Raw genomic sequence first — 25,986 nt, 5'->3', positions numbered from 1 at the left:
AAAGCATAAATCCTAAGTTTAAACGTTACTTTGTAAAAATTTACGAAGTAACTTTTAGATTTTATCATATAAATGAAAAATATGCAATAAAAAAATCAAAAATCTTAAAAATAGAGTTAAATTTTTTCGCTGTCATATTCTATAAGAGTTTTTACAGGCAAATTCCCCAGAACCTTGCTATAATTTAAAAAGGGTAAGCCCACAACTCCGCAAAAACCTACAACCTTTGCCCCTCCCTCTTCTAAGATACTTCGGGCGGCATTTAAAGTTCCTCCTGTGGCAATCAGGTCATCTAAAAGAAGGACATTTTGACCTTTTACTACATCTGTTTTGTGAACCTCAACAGAGGCTTGTCCGTACTCAAGGTCATACGAAGCAGAGTAAGTTTCTCCCGGGAGTTTTCCTTTCTTTCTGATTAAAATAAGAGGTATTCCCATTTTATAGGCAAATGGGGCAGCAAAGATAAAGCCTCTGGCTTCAATGGCAGCAACAGCATCTATCTTTTTATCCTTGTACATTTCCGTCATCTTATCAAGGCAATAACTAAAAACTTCCGGATTGACCAAAATACCGGTAATATCATAAAAAAGGATTCCCTTTTTAGGGAAGTCCGGAACGCGCCTAATCGCAGCATCTATTATTTTATCTTTCATAAGAAACAGTCTACACCTTATTTTTGCAATGGTCAATAGGAAGATAATATTTTATCAGTCTTACTCCGTATACATTTTGCAGATATCTCTTCCGCTTTCTTTAGCCTTATAAAGAGCAGAATCTGCAAAGGAAAGCATAGTTTCATATGAAAGCTCATTAGTAGGAACGGAAGTATAGGCACCTAAGCTAATAGTTAAGATCTTATCCTTTGCAGCCGAATGCTCAATGTTTAAATTTTTAATTTCAATACGGAGTTTTTCGGATATCTTCATTGTTTCGGAAACAGAGCTATTATAAAGCAGAACCAAGAATTCTTCTCCTCCATATCTTCCTACAAAATCATGTTTTGCTCTCAGATTTTTTTGTAAGGTTTGAGCAACAGTTCTAAGAACATTATCTCCGGCCTGATGTCCATACAGGTCATTGTATTGTTTAAATAAATCTATATCTATCATTATTAACGATATCGGCTGTTTATTATCCAATCCCCTGCGCCAAAGATCTTTACCCACCATGTCCAACTGTCTTCTGTTTCCTACACCTGTTAATTCGTCAACTGTAGATAAAACCGTAAGCTGTTCATTTGCAGATATAAGGTCTTTTTGTTCTTGTTGAAGTTTTTTATTTGCAACCTTATATTGAAAAAGCTGACGAAGCCTGCAAATTAAAAAAGTCATGCCTGCAAAAATTAAAATATATGCGGCTATCATCGGCAACGAGAGCCAAAAAGGTTTTTCTATAATAAAGGTAAAAGATGCAGGTTCAGGATATGGATTTGAAATATCTTTTACTTTAAACGTATATTGTCCCGATTTAAGGTTAGTATATTGCACATAGTTTTTCATATTGGCATTAATCCAATTTTTATCAAAACCCTCAAGCATAAAAACATAAGAAGGTCTTGAAAGAGGAGATAAATCCATCGATGAAAACTCAAAACTTATATTATTTTCGGAATACTTATATTTATAAGTTTTTTGAAGATCTATTTTAAATGCCGGAGTCTGATTTCCGTTTATGCCTATTGTTCTTATTTTTACGGGAACCTCTTGTTTTTTAAACGATAAAAGATAGTTAATATCCACGCCTAAAACACCTTCTTGTGTTCCCACAAAGCATTGATTTCCAATTGTAACAGGAACTGTTGTAAACCGTCTTTCATGATTATAAAAAGTATAGCTGTATATAATTTCAGCATTTTGATTAAATATTGTCATACCCTTTATTGCAGCAACACATATGGAGTTATTATCCATATCGGTCATACCGGTAATAAAGTTTGCGGGGAGTCCCTCATTTGCAGTATAATTCAAAGCCTCTTTTTTTTCGATATCGAATATATTAACGCCTCCGTCACCGGTTCCTATCCACAATTTACCGGAAACATCCTGAAATAATGAGGTTATTCTGTCTGAAGAAATACCTTTTCTGTTATTTACATTATATCTGTATATCGTGAATTCATCGGTTGAAGGCTTATACTCGGCAAGACCTTTATTGGTGCCTACCCAAAGTCTTTTACAGGAATCTATAAGCAGACTAAAAATAAGATTACTGCATAAACTATTGGGATTTTTAGGATCATTTTTATATCTGTTAAGAATTCCGGATGAAGGTGAAAATTTAATGAGTCCTCCATCATATGTACCTATCCATAAAAATCCGTTATCATCGCTTATAATGCTGTATATGACTCTTTCACCGTCTTCAATTATATTCTCATTGTATAGGCTAACTCCAACAAAGGCATCCTTTTTTTTATCATATTTACATAATCCAATATCCGTACCAACCCATATATCCTCATTTTTATCTATGTGAAATTGAAATACGGAATTGGAAATAATTTTCGATTCGGAACAAAGATAATATTTCTTTTTCCCTGTGCTTAAATCATAATAGGTTATACCGTTATTTAAAAGGCTTATCCACAAGTTTCCTTTGTTATCCTTAGTCAAACCTGAAACCGAATTTTCTCTGCTGCTGATTTTATTTTCATGTAACAATATAAGTTTTGACCACATACGTTTAGTGTCATATATGTTTACTCCGCCTCCGTTTGTGCCGACCCATAATGAACCGTAAGTATCTACGTATATCGAAAAAATAAAATCGTTTGAAAGATTATATGAACGCTGTTTTGAAGTATATTCGGTATAAGAATATGTATTTTTATCAAAACTTATTAAGCCGCCGCCCCCGGTTCCTATCAATAGCACATTATCAGAAAATTCGTTTGATAGGCATGTTATTTTATTGTTTGAAAATGTAAACAGATTTCTTTTTCCGTTTTTTGGATCAATTCGAAATAGGCCTGTATTCCAAACGGATACCCAATATATTCCGTCTTCTTCAAAAATATTATTAACAATTGATTCCGTAACCGTCCTATCTTTTTCAAAAAGCCTTGAGCGTCGAAATCTTTTATTGGGCTCATCATACTCCCATAATCCCCCATGTGTACAGGCATATATCCGCCCTTCTGAGTCTTCATAAATATTGGATATTTCGTTGTTCCCTATGTAAAATTCGGAAGTTTGAGAAAATTCAATAACGGAACCGTCATCTTCATTTAATATATACAAGCCGTCCAGGGTTCCGACCCATAAGCGGTCATGAGAATCCCTTAAAAAACCGAAAACGATCGAATTCGTCATATCAAAGTGGGTAAATGTTTCGGTATCGATATTAAACCTTTCAACTCCGTAAAAGGTACCTATCCAAAACACATCGCTTCCGTTTTCAGCCTTTATCGGGTCCTTATACAAACATTGAATTTGTGAAGACTGAATGGAATCTTTTGAAAAAGGAATATATTCATAGTTTTTATATTTAATACCGTCATAATATGCCAAACCTTCTTTAGTACCGAACCAAATCCGGCCATATGAATCCTGCAAAATACCTGTAACAAATTTGGACACAATGGATGAAGGCTGAGAATAAAAAACAAAAACATCCTCATCAGCGAATAAATTAAATGCATACAAAATAAGAAAGAAAAGAATTAGTTTTTTATGTACATTACACATTTTAAATCCTTTATATCAAACGTCAGCTGTCTTAAAAATTTTAAAACATTAAATAGAAAAAGTCAACCGTATCTTTTTTATATCTTCTAAAAAAGACGGATAACTTATATCGAAATACTCGGCGTTTTTTAGGGTAAATACAGCCTCGGCTTTATCATCGATACCAAAACCTATAACGGTAAGCATCATAGCTATGCGGTGATCTTTATGAGAATCAACCGAGGCAGGTCTTAGGTTTTTACCTGCGTTTCCTATTATACGTAAAAAATCCCTTCCCTCCGTAATATCGGCTCCAATTTTTTTTAACTCTGAGGCAATTACTGAAAGTCTGTCACATTCTTTGTAACGGCAGATTTCTATATTTTTTAAAAGGGTTTCGCCTTTTGCAAAACAAGCTATTGCGGAAAGAGCCGGAACAGCATCGGGAATATCGGAACAGTCAAAGGTTCCGCCCTTTAAACTTGAAGGAAAAATTTTAAGAGTTTGCGATTCCTCCTCAAAACGGATATCCGCATTCATCTCTTTTAAGACTTTTACAATCCTCGCATCTCCTTGAACATCATTTATATCCATATTCTTTATGCTGATACTTGAAGCCGTAATCAGGGCTAAGGCAATGGGAAAGCCGGCACTCGACCAGTCGGCCGGAATACTTGCCGAAAAGCCGGGTTTAAAATTAGCGTCTAAAATATCGCCGTTAATTTTAAAAGTTTTAAAATCGTCCGAAACATCAAATTTAATGCCGCAAGTTTTAAGCCAATGAAGGGTTATTTTTAAATAGGGAAGCTCCCCTGCTCTTTTTAAATTTATTTGTAAAGGAAAATCGAGTAAACCGGCTCCAAGCAGGAGACCGCTTACAACCTGTGAAAAATCCCCCTCAAGACAGAGTGTTTTTTCTTTAAGGACTTTAGTTGAAGAAGCTTTTCCAAAAACACGTATGGGAGCTTTTTCATAGCTGCCAAGAAATTCGTATTTTAAGCCGAGCTCCTCATAAATTTCGATTAAAGGCTTTACCGGACGCTTTAAAATCGATGAATCTCCGGTTAAAATAAAATCGGAAGACATTAAAGAAAGAATGGAACCTAAAAAGTAAAAAAGAGTGCCGGAATTTCCTGCATCGATTTTTATCGATTTTTGGTTTTCGATTCTTTTTTTTAAGCCTTCTTTCGGGGGAAAAACAATTATATCGGCAGAAGATATTGCTTTTTGTTCTATTTTAAATTTTACACCTAAGGATTCAAATACCGATATGGCCGTTTTAGTGTCTCCGCTCACAAGAAGGTTTTTTATTTGGGAAGAACCTTCTGCAAAGGAAGCCAAAACAAGAGCCCTCATCGAATGGCTCTTTGAAGGCGGAACCTCTATTGATGAGGGAGATACAGGTTTTGATTTTTTTATCTTTAAAATCATTTTTTTAAAAGAGCTTTAAGTTCCTTTAGGCGTTCTTGATCTTCACAACCTGTTAAGAGCTTTATCGTTTCCTTAGCTTTTTCTTTACGGTTTGTTTGAATATAAAGGTTTGTAAGATCGAATAAAAGCTCCTCGCTTTCGCCGAATTCTTCGATTGCCTGTCTTAAACTGACTTCTGCACGGGCGTGGTCGCCTTTTTTTACTGCAAGAAGAGCAATAAGCCTGTATATTCTTTCCGTAGGCTCTATATCCATTGCCTTAACCAAAAGGCCGTCGGCATCATTTAGGTAACCTATCTGTATTGAGTTTTCAGCCTTATCCGTTAAAAGAACGGGATCAACGGGTTTAAGCTTTAATGCCTTTTGATACCAAATATCGGCTTCATCATATTGCTCGTCAAAGAACAAGGCATTTGCATAAATATGGAATGCCTCTACCCTATTTCTTTCAGCTGCCAAATCGGCGGTTCCTGCCTCGATGTCAAAAAGAGGTGCACATTCTTTTAAACGGCCTTGAAGACGCATAACTTCTACATAGTTTTCCAAAATAACTATCTCATCGGGGAGCATCTTTCGGGCTTTTTCAATTTCGATTTGTGCATCAAAAAAGGCATCTTCATCAATTGCACAAAGAGCTTTTAAATTAAAAACCCAACCATTGTCAGGTTCAAGGGCTTCAGCCTCTAAAAGAGGAACAGAACAGTCCTCTCCTATTAAATACAAGGACTCCGCCAAGCGGAAATGATAAAGGCCGTGTTCGGGGCCTAGCTTACAAGCCTTTTTAAAGAATTTAATAGCTTCTTCAGGATTTTCATCATGAATAAGAAGGCCGTACAAATACCATATTGTAGAGTCACTTGTCTTTGCATCACATAGTTTTTTAAAATTAAGCTTAGCTTCCCATTTATTATCTACAGCATAATAGAATTTACCGCTTAAAGCCCAGGTACGCTCATCCTCAGGAGCAATACGTTCAAGGGCATTTATTACATCGGCCATTTCGTTATATTCTTCGGAAGCCAAAAAGAGTTTTCCGGCTTCTACATAAGAGTCGACGGCCTCAGCTTTTTTTCCGGCAAGATTCAGCTCGTTTGCTTCATTGTATTTTAATAAGCCCTGATCCGGTTTTAGCTCAAAGGCCCTTGCATAAAAGGCGGCCGATTTTTCATGTTTTCCTTGTGAATTTAAAAAATGCCCCTTTAAAGAGCAAAGCAAGACCGACTTTTCAATTTCGTCATCCGGAATACTTTTTAGAATATCTCCCAATTTTTTCATATTGCCGGATTGATAGTAAAGGCCGGCAAGTTCGGCCATTATTTCATAATTATCGTGTTCAATATCAAGAGCCGATAAAAATTCTTTTTCAGCCTCCTCATTTAAACGCTGGGCAAAATATATTCTTCCGGCTAAAATATGATCTTGAATAGTGGGTTCACGGAGTTTCCATGCCTGTTTTATTTGGTAGACGGCTGCAACATATTGCCCCATAGCATAATAGGTTGAAGCAAGGTTAATATAGGCTTCAGGAGAAATTGCATCCGGATTATTTGCGGCAGAATCGGTATTTTCTACAAGAAGCGACTGAGAAATAATTTTAAACTCGTTTAAATAAAATTTTACCTTAGGATAGGATTCCCAGTTTTGCCCTGCAAAGCCGATTTTTCCGGCAGCCTGAACAATATCGGAATCGAATTTACCTAACCAAGTATTGTTTACAAGAACCGTTATATTTGTTCCCGCACAGATTAATTTTATTTTAAATTTTGAACTATCGGCATCGGTTAAGGGCTTTGTCCAGCCTAGGATGGGCATAGGAGTAGAATTAACAACAGCCTCAAGTCTTATCCATCCCTTGTCGGAAATAAGAAGCGAATAAAAGGCCTTATCGCTTATGTGCCTAAAGACAAAGCCTGCAGCACAATAGCCCGCACTTGTATTTTCTTCAGGAAAGAAATTATCGGTAAAAACAGGAAGCTCAATTTCGGCATCAAGCACAAAGTCCTTATATCTAAACAATGGGTTTAGTGCCCAAGCATAAAGATGTTTACGCTTTAGCTCCAAAGAATAGGAATGTTTACCGTCAAGGTTTTCTTCAAACAAGGATTGATACCCGTCTCCTGTTTCTTCGATAAAACGAGCTTTTTCCTTTTTAGAAAAATCGGCTTCCCATATTTCTTCTTTGATTTCTTCCGTGTCTATTACCGACTGAGTTTTTTTACTCTCATACTTTTTTAGAATCTTGTTCTTAAAATAAGAAAAATATAATTTAAGTCTTTCCATAATATTTTAAAAGATTACAAAAAAAACGCATTTTAGTCTAGCAGGTAATTACAATTCAATACTTGCAATTTTATTTTCTGCATATATTCCATAGGGCTTAATCAAAACCGCAAAGACAGCGGCAGGTATACCGCAAAAATATATTAAAATAAGCCAAAGATAGGAATTCATGCTGAAAAATACTACAACAGCAGAGAGAGCCAAAATAATCATATTAAAAAACATAATAAAAAGCACATTTGTATTTTGCTTCATAGCTGCAACAGGATTATCCCAATGAAGTTTAGGATGGGCCGTATCCAAAAATAAAGAAACAAGGTTTACAAGGGCCGAAAAGCAAAGAGCTACCAAAGACGATAAAACTATATGAAGAAGGCCGAATTTAAATATAAAGCCTGCAAAACCCACACCTATTACTATGGCAAAAAGAGCAAAAATCATAGCATGGGCTAATTTAGCATACATATAAACTGCAATATCAACCGGTAAACTCTTTATAAACGGAATAAATTTAGCATCTCTTGAAAGAGCCGTATCTGCGATATTGGTCATTGAACCTAAAAAGCCTGCTGCAAGGCCTGTAATTACAAAGCCTGCATTTCCCTGCATAAAATCGATTATATTGGGAGGAATATTATTTAAGTTTAATCCCTTTGCAATACTTATAACAATCAACAAGATAGGCATAAAGATAATGGAAAATGGACCGTTTAAAAGATACACAGGAGTACGGTTCATCATTTTAAATTCTCTTTTTACATAGGCCATAAAGGGAGAAGATTTTTTTATGTTTTTATGTAAAAAACTTGAAACCTGTTTTGCTTCCAGCTTTTTTATGCTTTTTTCGTTAAAACCTATTAAGCTGTCAGTATAAAGTTTTGACATAAATCCTATAATCAAGGCCGGAATAACTGCACAAAAAGCCGCCAACAATAGGATATATAAAAAACTTAAAATTGAAACGGGATTACTTAAAATATAACCCACAAGTTTTACCGGCGGATAATATGAACCGTAAGTTTGAAAGGCGGAAGCATTTGATTCAACCATTTTATAAAGAGCCTCAGGATCGGAACCCGAAGACGATTGAATTATATAATTAAAACCTAAGGCAAGAGCCATACCTAAAATTCCGTTTACGGCCATTATAACGTTTTTATTTTTAAAAACTCGAGTAAAACGCATAATAAGGATATTAAAAAAATAACATACGGAAATCATAGGCAGAGGAATTACAAGGGCACAGATGAGGGCAGATATATAAAACATAAAGGGCGGAGATTCCATATACCCGTAAATTCCCATTAAAACTGCAAAAAAGGCAACAGACGTAATGAGTGAATTAAGGCTGTTTGCAAAAAACTTTGATGCAAACAAGGTACGAGGTTTAATTGGCATAGACAAAAACTGTTCTTCAATTTCGCCTATGTAGTAGGTAGAAATAGTAAGCATGAACCCGAATAAAAGACTCATAAACGAGATCAGGGCTGCCGTTACTTCAAAAAGAATGCTTATATTGTTTACGGCCTTTGCCGTTCCGTATAGACCGAAAATCAAAAAGCCGAAAATAAATAAAAATTCCGCAAAAACCAATAAAAAGAGGATTGCCATTCCAAATATTTTCACCTTGGAATTTTTTGTTACGGTTTGATCCCCCCTCTTTTTTCTTTTTTTAATTTGGGCCTTAAAATTTTTAAAGTTAAAAACGGAAGCCAAATAAATTTTAACCAATCTAAAAAAAACTTTCATAATTTTTTAACTCTCTTTAAGCTTCCCCGTTTCCCAAATTAAAAGAAGGCTTATCGTCAACAAGTTCCAAAAAGAGTTTTTCAAGAGAAGCATTTTCTCCTCTTTTTTCACGTAATTCCTGTAAAGAACCTTCAAACATAATTTTACCGGCATTTATAATTGCAAGCCTATCGCAAAGTTTTTCGGCGACCTCCATAACATGGGTAGAAAAGAAAACAACCTTTCCAGCATCGGCTCTTTCTCTCATAATTTCTTTTAAGGAAAAGGCGGATTTAGGATCCAAGCCGACCATGGGCTCATCCAAAATCCAAACAGGAGGGTCTGATAAGAGGCTTCCGGTAACCAAGAGTTTTTGCTTCATTCCGTGAGAAAAACTTCCTATGCTCCCGTTCAAGGCTTCATTTATTCCGAAAACTTTAGTGTACCTCTCTATTCTTTCTTGTCTTACATCGGCAGGAACGCCATAAACGTCCCCTATAAAATTTAAATATTCAGCGGCCTTTAACTGAGAAAAAAGCTCGGGATTATCTGTAACATAGCCTATTCTGCGCTTTGCTTCCATAGGATCTTCGGCTATATTTACTCCGTCAACGATTATTGCTCCTGAATCCGGATTAAGGACTCCGGTTATCATCTTAATTGTAGTTGTTTTTCCGGCTCCGTTCGGCCCCAAAAAACCGAAGATTTCGCCGTTTTTTACGTTTACCGAAATACCGTCTACAGCCTTTGTTTTAGAAGAGCCGTAGGCCTTTGAAACATTTGAAATTTCAATCATAAATTCTCCAAACCCCATTATCTTGCATTGCGCATTTTCTTTACGCTTTCTTCGAGATAACCGCACTCAACCAAATATTGCCTGCGGGAAACTACCAAGGCCATAAGTTCCTTGTACATTTCAAAATTAACATCCAAAGCTATAGGAAAAATATAAAGCTCGGTTTCATTGCAATAGCGTTCGATAAATTCGGAATCAGTTACAAAGCCTAAACTTATCATATTGCTTATTCTGTCGGCACATTTTAAAATTTTAGCCTTTTCCGATCCATTTTTTATTATATTTTTTAAGTACTCAGTTTTTTCTTGACCTTTTTTCTTTGTAACTTCCAAAACAAGTTCATAAACCTGTCCAGATTCGGAATCAATACTTAAAATTTCGTTTACATTAAAATCTTCGATATCTTCGATAACATCATGGATTAAAGAAGCCTTTAAAAGAACACTGTCGATGTATCCGTAGTCTATGAGAATAGCCATAGTATCTACCTGATGCCGGAACATATTGCCTCCTGCATGACGGGCCTTTCCGATTAAGGCGGTAGCAACCTGCATGTAAGGAGCAAGATAAATTCCTTTTAATACTCCTAAATCTCTTGTCAAAGCAAACTCCTTATCGCTATCATTTTGATAGCACGCTATCCTTTTGATAGCACTTACCATGATGGCTTTGGATTATACTAAAATAAAAAGTTTAGTGTCAAGAAGGGGGAAAAGTATTTGAAGTTAATAGTAAAATCTAAAAAAAAAGTAAATTTTATTTATTATTTAATCGCAGCGGATGCAAAGCGTTGAGCTCACGCTAAACTTTGCAAAGGAAATTTTTAAAACTGCATAAATTATAAAAATCTTTTTATAATTTACTATTTTTTTCAAATATTTTCTATAAGTATAATGGGCAGGGGGAATAGTAAATTAATGGGAGAAAAAAATGGTAAAAAGATTTGAAGATTTAACACTACAAGATGACTTTATGTTCTGTAAAGTTATGCAAAATCCTGACTTATGCAAGGGACTGATTGAAATGATACTATCAGCTACAATAGGTAAGATTGCTTATATTTCGGTACAGCACAATATTAACGCCTACGAACAAGCTAAATCCGTAAGATTTGATGTTCTGGTACAGACAGAAAACGGTAAATTCTACGACGTTGAAATGCAGGTGAGCAACGAGAAGAATATACCTAAAAGAATGAGGTTTTACCAAGCAGCTATTGATATTTCCTTCTTGGATAAGGGGAATTTCTATAACAATTTAAATAACAGTTTTATAATTTTTATTTGCACTTTTGATGCTATCGGTAAAAACAAACCTATTTACACCTTTGAAAATATCTGTCTTGAAAATAAAAACATATCTTTACAAGATGGAGTAAAAAAGGTTATAATAAACGCAGAGGCATTTAAGAACACTAAAGACAAAGAATTAAAGGAATTTTTAGAATACCTTAAAACAGGTAAGGCAAAAAGTGACTTTACAAGGAGGATAGAAGAAATGATACAAACAGTAAAACAAAATGAACAAGCAAGACAAGAATATAGATTAATGTCAACCTTTGAGATGGACGCTAGGTATAAAGGTTTTTCGGAAGGGGCTTATAGTACTAAGAAAGAAACGGCTAAACTTATGAAAAACAGAGGTTATCCAATGTCCGAGATTTTGTTAATGACAGGACTTCCCGAATCCGAAATTGAAAAACTGTAATTTTATAGACATCCGACATTTGTATTTCACACTTTCTCATTCTCACTTTGTTTCATCGGGGTGGAGGCCGGGTTTTGCGTTGGCGAGAAGGAGTTTTAAACGGTTGAGTTGGTTTACTTCGCTGGCTCCCGGGTCAAAGTCGATGGCCGAGATATTTGCCTCGGGGTAACGGCGGCGCAATTCCTTTATCATACCCTTTCCGGTTACGTGATTGGGAAGACAGGCAAAGGGTTGTACGCAAGCAATGTTTGAAACACCCGAATGAATCAGCTCTATCATTTCGGCAGTTAAAAACCAGCCCTCTCCGGTAACATTTCCAAGCTGTAAAATTCCGTCAACCGAATCGGCCAATCTGTATATGCTCTCAGGAGAAGTAAAACGCTTACTCTTATTTAAAGCTTTTTTTATAGGTTTTCTATATCTTTCCATTACCCAGATACCAAGCTTTGCAATGAGACGTTTTTTAAACGAGTAATCGAGATAGGTATTTTGATAGATACCCGAAATTGAAGAATAAAGGAAAAAATCCAATAAGTCGGGAACAACGCATTCCGCCCCTTCCCTTTCAATGGTGCTGAAAATATCGTTATTTGCGGCAGGATGGAATTTAACCAATATTTCCCCTACTACACCTACACGCGGTTTTCTGATATTTTTTAAGGGTAGATTATCGAATTCTTTTACAATCCCCTTGACTATTTCCCTATATTTTCCGGCCGACATTTTTTTTAGAGCATCCTTGATAAGAACGGCATATTTTTTATATATTTCGTTTGCAGAACCGGGAACTTTTTCGTAGGGACGTGTACGGTAAAGCACCCTCATTAAAAGGTCGCCGAGACACATAGCTTGAGCAACCCTGTGCAAAACAGGAAGCTTTAATTTAAAGCCGGGGTTTTTTTCGATGGACTGGGCACTGATACCTATTACCGGAACAAAGCCCAAACCTGCATCTATGAGGGCACGCCTTATAAAGCCTATGTAGTTTGTGGCTCGGCAGCCTCCCCCTGTTTGGGTAATAGCCAGAGCTGTGGTGCGCAAATCATAACGGCCCGATTTTAAAGCAGCTATCATTTGACCTGCAACTATGATTGCAGGATAGCAAGCATCATTGTTTATATATTTTAAGCCGTATTCAACGGCAGTCTGATCTATATCGGTAAGGATCTCAAGGTTATAGCCGGAATGAGAAATAGCGGCCCCTATAAGGTCAAAATGAATGGGAGACATTTGAGGGGCTAAAATCGTATACCGCTTTTCCATCTCTTTTGAAAAAACTATCCTGTCATAGGCTGCCGATTTTTTGCTTAAAATAAGCCGGCTTCTTTTTCTTTCCTTTACGGCAGCCAAGAGGCTTCTTACCCTTATTCTTACTGCACCCAGATTAGAACCCTCATCTATTTTTATAAGGGTGTACATTTTTCCCTTGGATTCTATTATCTCCTGCACTTGATCGGCTGTTACCGCATCCAAGCCGCAGCCGAAACTGGTAAGCTGTATAAATTCCAAATCATCTTGAGTTGAGGCAAAATTCCCCGCCCTGTATAAGCGGTTGTGATAACTCCACTGGTCTACAACACGCAAGGGGCGTTCTATTTTTCCCAAGTGAGCCACAGAGTCCTCAGTCAAAACCGCAAGGCCTAGGCCGTTTAACATCTCAGGAATACCGTGGTTAATTTCAGGGTCAATATGATAGGGGCGGCCTGCAAGCACAATACCCTTAATATTTTTTTCCTTCATTAAACGCAAGGCTTCTTCGCCCTTCTCTTCCGTTTCTTTTTTAAAATTATTTTCTTCAGTCCAAGCAGCATTAACGGCATTCCTTATCTCTTCTAAACTTATCGAAAACTTTGTACCTAATTCTTCATAAAGGCGGTCAATTAAACGGTGTTTATCGTAATAGGGCAAAAAGGGATTTAGATAAATTATATTCGCATCCTGCCTGAGAACATCAATATTGTTTTTTAAAACTTCGGGATAGCTTGTAACAATGGGACAGTTATAATGATTTCCGGCACCCTCATCTTCTTTTTTTTCATAAGGGATACAGGGGTAGAAAATATTTTTTACTCCTAATCTTAAGAGGGCTTCGATATGCCCGTGGGCAATCTTCGCAGGATAACAAACCGATTCTGAAGGAATGGACTCAAGTCCCATCTCATAAGTTCCCCGTGTAGAGCGAGGAGAAATTCTAACCGAAAAACCAAGGTCCGTAAAAAAGGTAAACCAGAATGGATAGTTTTCGTACACGTTTAAAACCCTTGGAATTCCTATCTCGCCTCTGGGGGCATCATTTTTAGGAATGGGCTTATAGTTAAAAAGCCTCTTATACTTCCAGTCAAAGAGGTTGGGTATATCTTTTTTGTTTACTGTTTCGTGATCCTTAGCAGAAACTTGAGATGAACATTCTTCAAGTCCGCTGTCTTTTTCAAGCTCAGCCCCCCTTTCACACCTATTACCTGTGATAAAGCGGCGTTTTACTCCGGAGATGTCGAAGGTATTTACCGTCAAAAGACAGTTATTGGGGCATTTAGAGCAACGTAATAAGTCAAGCTTTACCTTAAAATTTTCCAAGCCTTCCATATCGGCAATATTCGATCTTATTTTTCCTTCGGAAAGATTTTCTTCTTGAAGGTCATGCCATTGGTCTTTTGCAATTAAGGCGGCTCCATAGGCCCCCATAAGCCCTGCAACATCCGGGCGGACAGCCTGCCTTCCAGAAACAAGTTCAAAGGCACGCAAAACCGCATCATTATTAAAGGTTCCGCCCTGCACTATTACCTTGCTTCCTACCTCGGAGGCATCGCGCAATTTAATAACCTTAAAGAGGGCATTTTTTATAACGGAATAAGAAAGGCCCGAAGAAATATCTCCTACAGAAGCACCTTCTTTTTGAGCCTGCTTAACACGGCTATTCATAAAGACAGTACACCTTGTACCTAGGTCTACGGGTTTTTCGGCAAGAAGGGCTTTGGTTGCAAACTCGCTTATGCTCATTCCGAGGGAGCGGGCAAAATTATCCAAAAAGCTTCCGCAGCCTGAGGAACAGGCCTCATTTAATTGAATAGAACTTATCGCTCCGTTTTTCATGCGGAGGCATTTCATATCCTGTCCGCCTATATCCAAAAGAAAATCCACTCCGGGCAAAAAGAATTCGGCGGCACGGTAGTGTGCTATCGTTTCAACTTCTCCGGCATCTACACCCAAAGCTGCCTGAAAAAGGCTTTCTCCATATCCGGTAGAAACAGATCGGGCTATAAAGGCCTTTGGAGGGAGGATTTTGTACAGGTCTTTTAAAACTCTTACAGCAAGCTCGACAGGGTTTCCTGCATTTACATCATAAAAACGCCATAGAATTTTTCCGTCCTCATCGATTAAAACGGCCTTGGTTGTAGTTGAGCCTGCATCAAGCCCTAAAAAAACAGGACCCGAAGCAGTAGAAATATCGGCTGAGGGAGCCATTTCCTTTGCGTGCCTTATTCTAAAACTTTCAAGTTCTTCTTCGTTTTTAAAAAGAGGAGGAAGGCGCTGAACCTCAGTCATCTCGGAAGATGCTATCTTATAAATATCTTTTTTAAATTGAGAAAGCTTTATAAAATGAGGTTTAGCCGCAGTCTCTTCTTCAAAAATAAGAGGTGCTTTGTTTTCTTCTTTTTTTAAGGATGTTTTAAATTGAGCCTTTTTTAGATCCAATGGAACTGCCTGCTTAAAGGGAGAGCTTGATACTGTAGACATATTAAGGCCTCCTGCAGCACTTAGGGCAGCCCCCATGGCTACAAAGAGCTCGGAATTTTCAGGCGTGATAATTTCGTCATCTTTAAGTTTTAAGGTTTCGATAAACCTGTGCCTTAGCTGATCTAAAAAGTGTAAGGGGCCTCCTAAAAAAGCCACTTTTCCGCGGATGGGTTTACCGCAGGCAAGACCCGAAATAGTCTGACTTACAACAGCTTGAAAGATACTCGCTGCTATATCCTCTCTTTTTGCGCCCTCGTTTATAAGGGGCTGAACATCGGTTTTAGCAAAGACCCCGCAGCGGGCGGCTATCGGATAGATGGTTTGAGCTTTTTTTGCAAGTTCGTTTAAACCAAGAGCATCGGTTTCCAAGAGAGCTGCCATCTGGTCTATAAAGGAGCCGGTACCGCCTGCACAGGTACCGTTCATTCTTTGCTCGATATTGGCGTGCTCAAAATATGTAATCTTAGCATCCTCGCCGCCGAGTTCTATTATAACATCGGTTTGAGGAATTATATTACGGACAGCGGCAGTTGAGGCTACGACCTCTTGAATAAATGGAATTTTGAGCCAGTGCGATACGGCAAGGCCTCCGGAACCTGTTACAATGAGAGAAAGCTCTACATCTTCACCGTATTTTTTTTCTACAGCTTCAACAGCAAGCTCACACACGGATATAATAGTCGTTCTTATATCGGCCCTGTGTCTTTGATATTTACTGAACAAAACCGTCCCGTCAGTTTCCAAAACAACTACCTTTACTGTAGTCGAGCCGACATCTATTCCGAATCGCAGCACACTCTCTCTATTCATAATACCAACCGATTTTAAATTATAATTTTATATCCATATCCTTATCCAATGGATATATGGGGCGCGGAGTTTGAGGATAGTCTAAAGTTTCCAAAACCTCGTTTGAACAGCCCTTAGATTCCGCCAATATTGCCCTCTTTGCTATTTTTTGAAAACAAGGCTCCAAATAGCCCAGCTTTACAATAACTATACAATAATCCTCTGCTTTTACATCTAGGGCAGGCAAAAGCTCTTCGTCCCCGAAGCCTATGTGATTTGAGGTTAAAACTATTCTTATATCTCCCATTTCGACAAAGGCTAAACGGGAATTATATACGCCGTAATTTTTTACAAGTTTTAAGACTTTCACGGCGCAAGGAATCTTTTTACCGTTAATTTTATCCCATGTTCCGCCTATAGTTATTTCCAGAGAAGCCCCCTCCCCTGCCTCAAAGCATTTTTCTACGGCAGCCTTATCGAAAAATCCCGAATAGAGCACCTTGGTGGGAAGAGCTTTTAAAGCTTCTTTTTGTTTTAAAAGAGCTTCGAAGCACTCTGTAGAATCTCCGGTAGAACCGGCTGTAGGATTATCCCCCGAATCCGAAACAAAAACAGGACCTTCTTTATTTTGCATTACCGATTCTATAGCGGTTTTTATTGAAGTAAAAGAATCGTAATGCTCTACCTTAAATTTAAAATTATGACGCTCGGCCCAAAATTCCTTAGCTATTTTTAAGGCAGCCCTATCTGCAAGGCATTGATCGTTTAAGGCCGTCGTTACTATGGTTACGCCATTATCCTTGCTGTCTGCCCATGGGAAGCCCAAAAGAACGGAGGCTGCAAGTAAGTCTTTTTCTTTTTCGGCCTCTACGCATGAAGCGATTAAGCTTTTCATAGGCTCTGCAGCGGTTTCGCTTTTTTCGCCTGCTACCAGCATTGGGATTTTTACCCTTCCTATACAAAGTTTATTGGACGGCTCCAAAGCCTTTTTTAAAAGCTCCGCTGCATGAACTCCCGTTTCATAACAGTCAATATGGGGGGCGGTTTTATAGCCTACAATGCCGTCACAATACCTAATCATCTCGTCGGTTACCGTAGCATGCATGTCGAGAGCTGTCGTTAAAGGAATATCGGGAAGCTTTTCACGGATCGCCTTTAAAAGATCGCCTTCTGCAGGCCCTATGTTTTGAACTTTTAATGAACCGTGAAGGCCCAGACAGATGCCGTCAATCGGAGCATCCAAAAGAGCCTTATCTATATAAGCTAAAAAATCTTTTTTAAGTTCGGTATATAGATTATAATCAACCAAGCCGTTAGGCACAGCCCTTGCAACTACGGCAGGTACTACCTCCCATCCCCATTTTTGAATGGTCTCAATAATTCCCGTAGAAGAATAATAGGGCTTTAAGCCCTCGGTTAAAACCTCTTCTCCTCTAAAAATAACAAAGTCTTCAATCCCCGTTATAATGGGGTTAAAGCTGTTCGACTCGTGATTTATGCATCCTACTAAAATTCGCTTCATTTTATACTCTTACCTTATTTCTTTTTTCCTTGATTTGCAACTGCATTTATTTTTGCATTGATTTTTTCTTGATCTCCAAGATAGCGTTTACTAAGAACCTTAAAATTCTTATCGAATTCGTAAACCAAGGGAACGCCTGTCGGAATATTTACCGAGATTATTTCTTCATCGCTTAAATTTTCAAAATATTTAACCAAAGCTCTGAGGGAATTACCGTGGGCAGTAATAAGAATCCTTTTTCCTTCAAGCATTTGAGGTTTTATAGTCTTTTCAAAAAAAGGAACGGCTCTGGCTATGGTATCTTTTAAGCTTTCGGTTAAGGGAAGCTCTGATTTTTCGATACCTCTGTATTGTTCCTGCAAATAGGGACATCGCTTATCTCCTTCTTCCAAAACGGGAGGGGCAATATCAAAGGAGCGGCGCCAAATTTTTACCTGATCTTCTCCGTATTTTTCGGCTGTTTCCGCCTTGTTTAGGCCCTGCAAGCCCCCGTAATGCCTTTCGTTCAGCTTCCAAGTTTTTATAACGGGAAGCCATTCCCTATCCATCTCGTTTAAAATATAATTGAGGGTATGAATTGCCCGTTTTAGATAGGAAGTATAGCAAATATCGAAGTCAAAACCTTCTTTTTTTAAATAGGCTCCGCCTTCTTTTGCTTCTTCTACACCTTTTTCGCTTAAATCGACATCCGTCCATCCGGTAAATAAATTAAGTTTATTCCATTCACTTTCACCATGCCTGACCAAAACCAATTTCATATAGTCCTCCAATTAAAGTTAATATTATACGATAGGTGTTATAGTGTCAAGAGAGGAAAAAATAAGCTTGGATAAAAAATAAAAAAAATATTTTCAAAAAGTACTATTGTTTTTAACTAAAAGCTATAATATAATGGAGGCAGGAGGAAAAATAAGTGATTTCCAATCGCTTCCATATTTTCTATGCATGGAAAAAATATTTTTTACAAGGAGAAATTTATGGTAAATTGGAAAAATTCAAATCACTTAATGGAAAGTGATGATTCTGTTTTCGGTCTCGGAACCGGAACAGTAGTAAAGTCTGCAAGAGGTTTAGGATTCAATTCGAATCACGATGATCCTCATGTTGTGCCCGAAGAAGGAAACGATGATTCCGGCACAGGACCAGCACCGTCCACACCTGATCCGGGAAACACAACTCAGGATCCGGTTAATTCGGGTACGAGTCCGGCTCCGTCTGAACCGGCACCTGTAGATGAAGGAACAAATCAGACTGATCTTTCAAATACAGAAGACGAAGCTGCGCCTCCTTCAAATAGCGGAAGCGGCGGCAGTGATGGCGGAAACGGAAATCAGGATCATGATGGTCAGGATTTGGAGCACAACAATTATTATTATGATGATGATGATGATCATTCAAGTAGCGGAAATTTGGATACCGAAACCGGCAATACGGCTTTAAACGGGACATCGCCCAGCTCAAGCTCTAATGGCGGCAATACAGGAGCAGACCAATCGCCTACATCAGACAGCAATAATGCGGGTAGTGTAAATGAAGCACCTGCTGCTGTTGTTTCGCCAAGAGAAAAGGCAAAAAAAGCTTTATCAAATCTTTCACAATGGGAGCTTGATAATCTGAAGGCGACAAATAAAAACGATATATTGGCTGTTTATAATGATGATAAAGTCACAAAGAAAAAGTTGAGCTTTGAAGAGTTGATTAAAGAAAGGGGAAAAAATCTGCCGATGCAAAAAGATAAAGATGGGAATGTTGTATATCCTTATGCTTGTCACTATGATTCAGCTATAGGAGCAATTAATCTCATCGGATATGAATACAAAGACGGCCGTACAAAAGAAGATGTGGAAAAAATTGCAAGTGATGCTATTTCCGAGGAAGGCAATAGACCATACACTGATGTTATCAAAGAAGTCTTTGGAGTAGATGCTATTTATCACGAAATACCGGCAGGCCTAAGCGAAAAAGAATTAAAAGATTTAGTTGGAAATAATCCGGCAGTGGTAAGATTTCCGCAAAAAGCTTTTTGGGGTAACAAGTTTCCAACGGACCAGTACCATGCTATCGGATACTCAGGCGGAGGATTTATTGAGCCGTATATGGGGCGCAATGGAGAAACATGGGAAGATGTTCGAGGCCGCAACAGTCAATCCGACTTTACATCAAATTTAGGAGGTTTTTATTTTGAAATAAAGAAATAGAATATTTTATTTACAAATATTCATCGGACAGGTCTTAAAGGCCTGTCCGGCTTAAAAACTTTTATAAGGAGAAAGAAAAATGTTTTTAAAAAGTAAAATTGGTTTATTTAAAAAAAGCTTATTTTTATGTCTTTTTTTAATTATGGGTAGTTTTGCCATAGGTCAAAACTTTGATTTGGCAGGCTTCGGATATACGGATACGGTACCATGCCCCTATTTTATTGAATTCCAAAAAGGAAACGAGATTGAAATAAGCTGGTATAATGCAAATCAGAAAAGAGTAAAAAAAATCTATACTTACAAAAAAAAGTATATAGGCCGCTTTCCCTTATTTGAATTGAATGCCGATATGCCTGAAGACCTATATGCAGGACTTAATCCCGAATCAAAAAACTATTACGGAAATAAATTTATGCTTTTAACGGGCTTGGCAAAAAAAGCTTTGGGAGAAAATAAAGACGGTATTGTAGGCCTCGGCATGCTGCCTTCACGTAAGGGTAAAAAAGCAGCAGACTTTTTTTCTGATTTTCCCATGGGAGGAACAGGAGAATATCCTTGTTTTAATTATGAAAATGTAAGTTCGTATTTTGTCGAAGAATCAAAAGAAGGAAAAAGAGAGTATAAAATAGAAAATTTATCAATTATGGAACAGGATACCCCTTGGGTAGAAGGCGTAGACGGCTGGGGTATAGGAGAGTCCTTTGTTATACAAACACAGAGGAACAATGACGATAAATACATACTCTTGATGAACGGCTATATTTCAGCTTCGAATCCTAAACTTTATGATGAAAACGGAAGAATTAAAAAGATAATGGTTGAGGGTGTTACAAGCGGTAAGAAAAAAGAGTTCACCGTAAAGGATACACCCCACCCGCAAACTATAGACATAAGTTTTTTACCCAAACAAGAAGATGTTAAGGTAACAATATTGGATGTATATAAGGGTACAAAATACCAAGACACAGCCATTCATTTTATGATTTTGTGGAGAACAGAAGTTATCCCATACGAATAAAACTTTTATAAGGAGAAAAGAAAATGTTTTTAAAAAATAAAATCGATTTATTTAAAAAAAGCTTATTTTTATGTCTTTTTTTAATTATGGGTAGTTTTGCAGCAACTATTAATGCTGCAGAAAAAGCGGAATTCGTAATAAATGATGAGCCATTTATCTTTAGAAATAAAAAGTTAAGTCCAACCGAAAAATATACGCCGCAAGAATTACAAAAAAAGTTAGGCAAAGCTGACGGCAGTTCAAATAAGGAAAACTTTCTTGAGATTTTATATAAAGATGAAGGAGTCACATTTTTATTTGACAATAAAAATTATTTTTGCGGATTTAGCTTTTTTTTAATGAAAGAAGATATAAATCCGGTTAAAATATATGATTTGGCAATAACAAAGGATGATACATATCAAAGTATTCAAAAGAAAATAAAAGCTCTCAATATTACATACAATCTTTATGAACAAGAAGGTAATAATCATGTCATAGATATGGAGTTTGTGAGCAAAAAATTCGGAAAAGTAAACACAACGATTATGTGTTCCCGATATGAAAAGCAAAATGTCCTACTTGTTGCAGTAGTATATATGGATATTGCTAATAAGTAACGCCTAATTGATTATAAGGAGAAAAAGAAAATGTTTTTAAAAAGAAAAAAGAATATTTTTATTTGTGTTTTGTTTTGTATTTTTTTAATACAAATATATTCCAATGATGTTAGTGAAGTTAAAATCAATGACGGCCCCATCATATTGCGTGGAAAAAAGTTTGAATTTTATAAAGCACACACCAAGGAAGATATTGAAAAGAACATCGGTAAGCCGACCTTTTATAGGCATAAGCAGGGAAGATACGATGTTGTGTATGAGGATGATGGATTTATAATTAGTCTTACCAATGACGGTATTTTTGAATATATAGGTATTAATTTCGAGATTGTTCATAGAGCTGATGTAAAGGGCCTTATTATAGAAAGAGGTAATACATACTCACAAATTATTAAAAAGCTCGAAAAAAAGAAAGTTGACTTTACCGTTACAGAGGATTCAAATAAGAGTATTTATATAACAGTCAAATTTTTTACTAAAAATATCGGAAATACACAACTTGAAATTTGGTTTCCAGATAAGAAAAATAGTGAAGTTATAGGACTTATCTATGCACGAGCAGACCAGTAAGGAGAGAAAAAAATGTTTTTAAAAAGTAAAATCGGTTTATTTAAAAAAAACTTATTTTTATGTCTTTTTTTAATTATGGGTAGTTTTGCCATAGGGCAAAACTTTGATTTGGCAGGCTTCGGATATACGGGAGGACCTCCGCTTGCTTATTTTATCAAATTCCAAAAAGGAAACAAGATCGAAATAAGCTGGTATAATGCAAAAGAAGAAGAGGTAAAAAAGCTCTATACTTACAAAAAAAAGTACATAGGTAGGTTTCCCTTATTTGAATTGAATGCCGATATGCCTGAAGACCTATATGCAAACCTTGATCCTAAATCAAAAGAATATTTAGGCAATAAATTTATGCTTTTAACAGGATTGGCAAAAAAAGCTTGGGGAGAAAACGAGGATGCCGTTATAGGCCTCGGCATGCTGCCCGCACACAAGGGGAAAAAAGCTTCAGGATTTTTTACAAGATTTCCCACAGGGGGAACAGGAGAAGTACCTTATTTCAAGTATACAAATGAAAGTTCACATTTCATCGAAGAAACAAAAGAAGGAAAAAGAGAGTACGGAATAGAAAATTTATCAATTATGGAACAGGATACCCCTTGGGTAGAAGGCGTAGACGGCTGGGGTATAGGAGAGTCCTTTGTTATACAAACACAGAGGAACAATGACGATAAATACATACTCTTGATGAACGGCTATATTTCAGCTTCGAATCCTAAACTTTATGATGAAAACGGAAGAATTAAAAAGATAATGGTTGAGGGTGTTACAAGCGGTAAGAAAAAAGAGTTCACCGTAAAGGATACACCCCACCCGCAAACTATAGACATAAGTTTTTTACCCAAACAAGAAGATGTTAAGGTAACAATATTGGATGTATATAAGGGTACAAAATACCAAGACACAGCCATTCATTTTATGATTTTGTGGAGAACAGAAGTTATTCCATACGAATAAAATCACGGCAGTTCCTTAATCGGAGCTGCCGTTCTTTCCGTTAAAGATAAAACATGCAAAAAAGCTTTATTTAAAGTTTGCTCCCTTATCTCATCCCTTGAACCTGAAAATCGATAGGTATGAGTTTTAAAAACAAGAGCCTCTTTTTTTAAAATTTTAAAATCATGTAATTTTTTAAACTCAAAAGATGCCGGATAAAAAAAAGCCGAAGAAACACATACTGTTCCGGGCGGATTTCCTTCAAGGCTTGAAGGGCCGGCAACTCCGCTTACCGCAATAGAAACAGCAGGTTCAGGAGCACAAGAAGCATCAAAGAAATGTTTAACTGCACCGAAAGCCATAGCTTCTACTGTTTGCGGGCTCACCACTCCGAAATTTTTTATAATTTCATGCTTTACATTTAAAAGAGAAATTTTAGCTTCGGCTGTATATACAACATAACCGCCCCAAAGCACTTCCGAAGCACCGGGTATTTTTGTAAACTCGGAAGCTATCAAGCCTCCGGTCAAGGATTCGGCAGTTATAAGCTTAATGCCTCTTTCTTTTAGACGAAAAAAAACTTTTTTTATAAGCTCAAAATCAATCACTAAAATTCCTATAAAAAGCATTACTCACGGCTAAGCTGTTCTTTAAGCTGATCGGACTTTATAGAAAAAAAGTTTTTTTCGGGGAAACCGGTATTTTTAACCATTCTCACAGAGCCTTCAAAAGAAACCTTATCGGCTATTCTAAGACGGCCGGCAGTAATATCCCCCTTAACTGAAGATCCGGACTTTAGATCGACCTTATCGGCAGCCGATAGGGAACCCACGACAACACCTTCAACAACTATTGAAGCAGCCTTAACATACTGCACTCTGCAGTCTGCATTTTTTGAAATATACAAGGAGCCTTGAGAATCTATCGCTCCAATAAATTTTCCCTCAATCTGTAAGGTTTCGGAGAATTTCATCACTCCGTCAAAGACGGTTTCCTTACCTAAAACCGTAACATTCTTTTCTTTATATTTATTATTCCGTTTCATTTAACCTCCGATTTTTTTATAAATTTATTAAATATGATAAAACACAAAAGCCCTGCTAAAAATACTGAACAAGTCAAAGCAAAAAAATCTCCTAAGTAAGAATAAACCGTTTGGCGGCCGTCTGTCAATACAGGCACATCTACAATTAAAACATCTTTTACAAAAGGAGCCAACATATTTTGAATTTTTCCGTTTTGGTCAATAAAAACAGTCTGACCGGAACTTGCAGCCCGTAAAACCGGAAGGCGGTTTTCGACAGCTCTAAAAACCGCCATACTCAAATGCTGATACTGACTTACAACACTATTTGCCCAAGCATCATTTGTAAGATTTATGATTATATTCGCTCCCCTTCTTGAAAAGGCCTTTGAAATATAACCGAAAGAATCTTCAAAACATATGGGGGGGCCGATTCTTAAATTCTTAAATTCAAGAAGATTTGCTTCTTTTCCTTTTTCCCAAAAATGCGTATCGTTTTCTTTTAAAAATTCGTAAAAACGCGGGGAAAATTTTTGATAAGGAAAATGCTCCGTAAAGGGAACCAAATGCATTTTTCGGTATACTTGAGGTTCAGGAGGTAAAACATTTTTCTTAGGAATAAAGAGCAAGGCTGCATTATAGTCAAGCCTCTTTTCCTCAAGATTATCAAAGTTGTTATCTGAAAATTTTTCATTCAAAACACCGTCATCATTTCCTATTAAAAACGGAACTTTTTGATTATCCAAGAAATGCAGCAATTCCCGCACCAAAAGAGAATTAGGATTAGAGGTTGAAGTATATTTATAATGCCATCTTATCATAGGAATAAAAGCTGTTTCCGGCCAAACTACTAATTCGATATCCGGAAAATTTTTAAGAGCTTTTTCAGATAAGTTTTTAAGTTCTTCATAATTATTTCTATACACTTCCAAATTTCCAAGCCAAGGATCTCTATTAGGCTGCACAAGAGCTATCTTTGTTCTTTGGGCTTCTGAAAGATCTATCTTTGTAAAAGCTCCATATAAAATAAATGCAAAAAACGTACCTATCCAAATCATCATAGGTAGTCTATACTTTTGATAAGCAACTTTAAATTTTTTTTCTTTAAAAAAATCAAAAAATATTGAAGAGGTACAAGCTGAAAAGAAAATAAGCAAAAACGAAATTCCCCAAACTCCAAAAATGGAGGTAGGCCTTATAAGTAGAGTAAAACGCCATTGAGTATAGCCTATAATTCCATAAGGGTATCCCAAAAAGCCTAGAGTACTTAAATATTCAAAAGCAACCCAAGCTATCGCTTGAAAAATAAAAGAGTATCGGGAAAAATACGAGTCTATTATTTTTAAAACAAAAAACAAAACAGAATAAAAAATACAATACTTTGCAATTATTATATAAATTGCAAGGGGATGAAAAAATATTATCCAAAAATTAAATATAAAATATGAAAGGCTTCCTGAAAAAGCTCCCCACAAAAATGAAAACTTTAGCTTAGTCCTTTTAAGTAATAAAAAAAATGGAATAAGAGCTATATATGCAAGAATAGGGAACCCGTTTAAATTCAAATAATTAGGATGGGATAAAGCAAAAAAAACAGCCCCCAAAACAGCAAGCAAAAGGTTTAAAGAAAAAAATATAAATTTATTTTTCATGATTCAATAAGCTCTTGAGTATCAATTTTGTGTAGAGCATCTTTAAGCTCTTTTCCCGGTTTAAATCTTACCTTACACCTATCGGCAGTTAAAACTGTTTCTCCTGTTTTAGGATTACGGGCATTTTTTCGGCCATGTAAAACAGCAAAATCAAAAGAACCGAGTCCCCGTATCTCCACAGGAATTCCTTGCTGCAAAAGTACAGAAAGCTCATCTAAAAACAGATTAGATATAGCATTAATATGCTTAAGCTGGTATTGAGGATTGTTTCGATAAACGGAATCTATTATGTCTATTTTTGACCGTTTTTTTTTCATCTTAAATAAACTACAAAATTGAGTAA

At 36.8% G+C, this 25,986-nt stretch carries 20 protein-coding genes; 6 read left to right on the top strand and 14 right to left on the bottom strand.

The window, feature by feature from the left end:
• Nucleotides 1-116: 116 nt before the first annotated feature.
• From HO345_RS05090 to HO345_RS05060, 7 genes are read right to left on the bottom strand one after another with little or no spacing between them, the layout of a single operon-like run.
• Nucleotides 117-653 carry an adenine phosphoribosyltransferase gene (locus HO345_RS05090; RefSeq protein ID WP_253684341.1) on the bottom strand — a complete coding sequence of 179 codons (537 nt, stop codon included), beginning with the start codon at nt 651-653 and terminating at the stop codon, nt 117-119.
• 60 nt (nt 654-713) lie between these two features.
• Nucleotides 714-3,686: a ligand-binding sensor domain-containing protein gene (locus tag HO345_RS05085; RefSeq protein ID WP_253684340.1), complete on the bottom strand. Its 2,973-nt coding sequence runs from the start codon at nt 3,684-3,686 to the stop codon at nt 714-716.
• Between the two features lie 48 nt (nt 3,687-3,734).
• Complete coding sequence (gene aroA / locus HO345_RS05080) at nt 3,735-5,096, bottom strand: 3-phosphoshikimate 1-carboxyvinyltransferase (protein WP_253684339.1); 1,362 nt, start codon at nt 5,094-5,096, stop codon at nt 3,735-3,737.
• A complete protein-coding gene (locus HO345_RS05075) occupies nt 5,093-7,375 on the bottom strand; it encodes a tetratricopeptide repeat protein (RefSeq protein ID WP_253684338.1) in 2,283 nt (760 codons plus the stop codon). The genes aroA and HO345_RS05075 overlap by 4 nt, the downstream gene beginning before the upstream one ends.
• A 48-nt stretch (nt 7,376-7,423) precedes the next feature.
• Entirely contained in the window at nt 7,424-9,124 is a 1,701-nt protein-coding gene (locus tag HO345_RS05070; RefSeq protein WP_253684337.1) for a hypothetical protein, read from the bottom strand.
• A 16-nt stretch (nt 9,125-9,140) separates the two neighbouring features.
• Nucleotides 9,141-9,899 carry an ABC transporter ATP-binding protein gene (locus tag HO345_RS05065; protein ID WP_010697446.1) on the bottom strand — a complete coding sequence of 253 codons (759 nt, stop codon included), beginning with the start codon at nt 9,897-9,899 and terminating at the stop codon, nt 9,141-9,143.
• 17 nt (nt 9,900-9,916) lie between these two features.
• Nucleotides 9,917-10,561, bottom strand: coding sequence for a nucleotidyltransferase family protein (locus tag HO345_RS05060; RefSeq protein ID WP_253684336.1), 645 nt, complete (start codon nt 10,559-10,561; stop codon nt 9,917-9,919).
• A 268-nt stretch (nt 10,562-10,829) separates the two neighbouring features.
• Between HO345_RS05060 and HO345_RS05055 the strand changes: the two genes are divergently transcribed.
• The gene (locus HO345_RS05055; RefSeq protein ID WP_253684335.1) at nt 10,830-11,606 is read left to right on the top strand and encodes an Rpn family recombination-promoting nuclease/putative transposase; all 777 of its coding nucleotides are present in this window, start codon (nt 10,830-10,832) and stop codon (nt 11,604-11,606) included.
• 42 nt (nt 11,607-11,648) lie between these two features.
• On the opposite strand, the gene HO345_RS05050 is transcribed toward HO345_RS05055, so the two are convergent.
• From HO345_RS05050 to gpmA, 3 genes are read right to left on the bottom strand one after another with little or no spacing between them, the layout of a single operon-like run.
• Nucleotides 11,649-16,151 carry a 2-hydroxyacyl-CoA dehydratase gene (locus HO345_RS05050; protein ID WP_253684334.1) on the bottom strand — a complete coding sequence of 1,501 codons (4,503 nt, stop codon included), beginning with the start codon at nt 16,149-16,151 and terminating at the stop codon, nt 11,649-11,651.
• Between the two features lie 19 nt (nt 16,152-16,170).
• On the bottom strand, nt 16,171-17,652 hold the full coding sequence (locus HO345_RS05045) for a M81 family metallopeptidase (RefSeq protein ID WP_253684333.1): 1,482 nt from the start codon (nt 17,650-17,652) through the stop codon (nt 16,171-16,173).
• A 14-nt stretch (nt 17,653-17,666) separates the two neighbouring features.
• On the bottom strand, nt 17,667-18,410 hold the full coding sequence (gene gpmA, locus HO345_RS05040; protein ID WP_253684332.1) for a 2,3-diphosphoglycerate-dependent phosphoglycerate mutase: 744 nt from the start codon (nt 18,408-18,410) through the stop codon (nt 17,667-17,669).
• A 219-nt stretch (nt 18,411-18,629) separates the two neighbouring features.
• Here gpmA and HO345_RS05035 point away from each other — a divergent pair, with 219 nt between their 5' ends.
• The 5 genes from HO345_RS05035 (at nt 18,630) to HO345_RS05015 (ending at nt 22,988) form a co-directional block, all read left to right on the top strand.
• Nucleotides 18,630-19,850 (top strand): hypothetical protein, encoded by a 1,221-nt coding sequence (locus HO345_RS05035; protein ID WP_253684331.1) that lies wholly within the window; start codon nt 18,630-18,632, stop codon nt 19,848-19,850.
• A 79-nt stretch (nt 19,851-19,929) separates the two neighbouring features.
• Nucleotides 19,930-20,868, top strand: coding sequence for an NADase-type glycan-binding domain-containing protein (locus HO345_RS05030; protein WP_253684330.1), 939 nt, complete (start codon nt 19,930-19,932; stop codon nt 20,866-20,868).
• Between the two features lie 23 nt (nt 20,869-20,891).
• Nucleotides 20,892-21,467 (top strand): hypothetical protein, encoded by a 576-nt coding sequence (locus HO345_RS05025; RefSeq protein ID WP_253684329.1) that lies wholly within the window; start codon nt 20,892-20,894, stop codon nt 21,465-21,467.
• Between the two features lie 30 nt (nt 21,468-21,497).
• Complete coding sequence (locus HO345_RS05020) at nt 21,498-22,037, top strand: hypothetical protein (RefSeq protein WP_253684328.1); 540 nt, start codon at nt 21,498-21,500, stop codon at nt 22,035-22,037.
• 12 nt (nt 22,038-22,049) lie between these two features.
• Nucleotides 22,050-22,988 carry an NADase-type glycan-binding domain-containing protein gene (locus tag HO345_RS05015; protein ID WP_253684327.1) on the top strand — a complete coding sequence of 313 codons (939 nt, stop codon included), beginning with the start codon at nt 22,050-22,052 and terminating at the stop codon, nt 22,986-22,988.
• A gap of 2 nt (nt 22,989-22,990) precedes the next feature.
• On the opposite strand, the gene HO345_RS05010 is transcribed toward HO345_RS05015, so the two are convergent.
• Genes HO345_RS05010 through HO345_RS04995 form a run of 4 tightly spaced genes read right to left on the bottom strand, consistent with a single transcriptional unit; the run spans nt 22,991 to nt 25,960 of the window.
• Nucleotides 22,991-23,596, bottom strand: a complete 606-nt coding sequence (locus tag HO345_RS05010; protein ID WP_253684326.1) for a CinA family protein — start codon at nt 23,594-23,596, stop codon at nt 22,991-22,993.
• The gene (locus HO345_RS05005; RefSeq protein ID WP_010697458.1) at nt 23,596-24,012 is read right to left on the bottom strand and encodes a bactofilin family protein; all 417 of its coding nucleotides are present in this window, start codon (nt 24,010-24,012) and stop codon (nt 23,596-23,598) included. The genes HO345_RS05010 and HO345_RS05005 overlap by 1 nt, the downstream gene beginning before the upstream one ends.
• On the bottom strand, nt 24,009-25,643 hold the full coding sequence (lnt, locus tag HO345_RS05000) for an apolipoprotein N-acyltransferase (RefSeq protein WP_253684325.1): 1,635 nt from the start codon (nt 25,641-25,643) through the stop codon (nt 24,009-24,011). Before lnt ends, HO345_RS05005 begins: the two co-directional genes overlap by 4 nt.
• Nucleotides 25,640-25,960: an HU family DNA-binding protein gene (locus HO345_RS04995; protein WP_253684324.1), complete on the bottom strand. Its 321-nt coding sequence runs from the start codon at nt 25,958-25,960 to the stop codon at nt 25,640-25,642. The genes lnt and HO345_RS04995 overlap by 4 nt, the downstream gene beginning before the upstream one ends.
• Between the last annotated feature and the right edge of the window lie 26 nt (nt 25,961-25,986).

Origin of the sequence: Treponema denticola, from assembly GCF_024181645.1 — a bacterium.
GTDB classification, from domain to species: domain Bacteria; phylum Spirochaetota; class Spirochaetia; order Treponematales; family Treponemataceae; genus Treponema_B; species Treponema_B denticola_A.
Note: the sequence above shows the minus strand (reverse complement) of the source record. Positions and strands in the feature narration are given on the sequence as shown.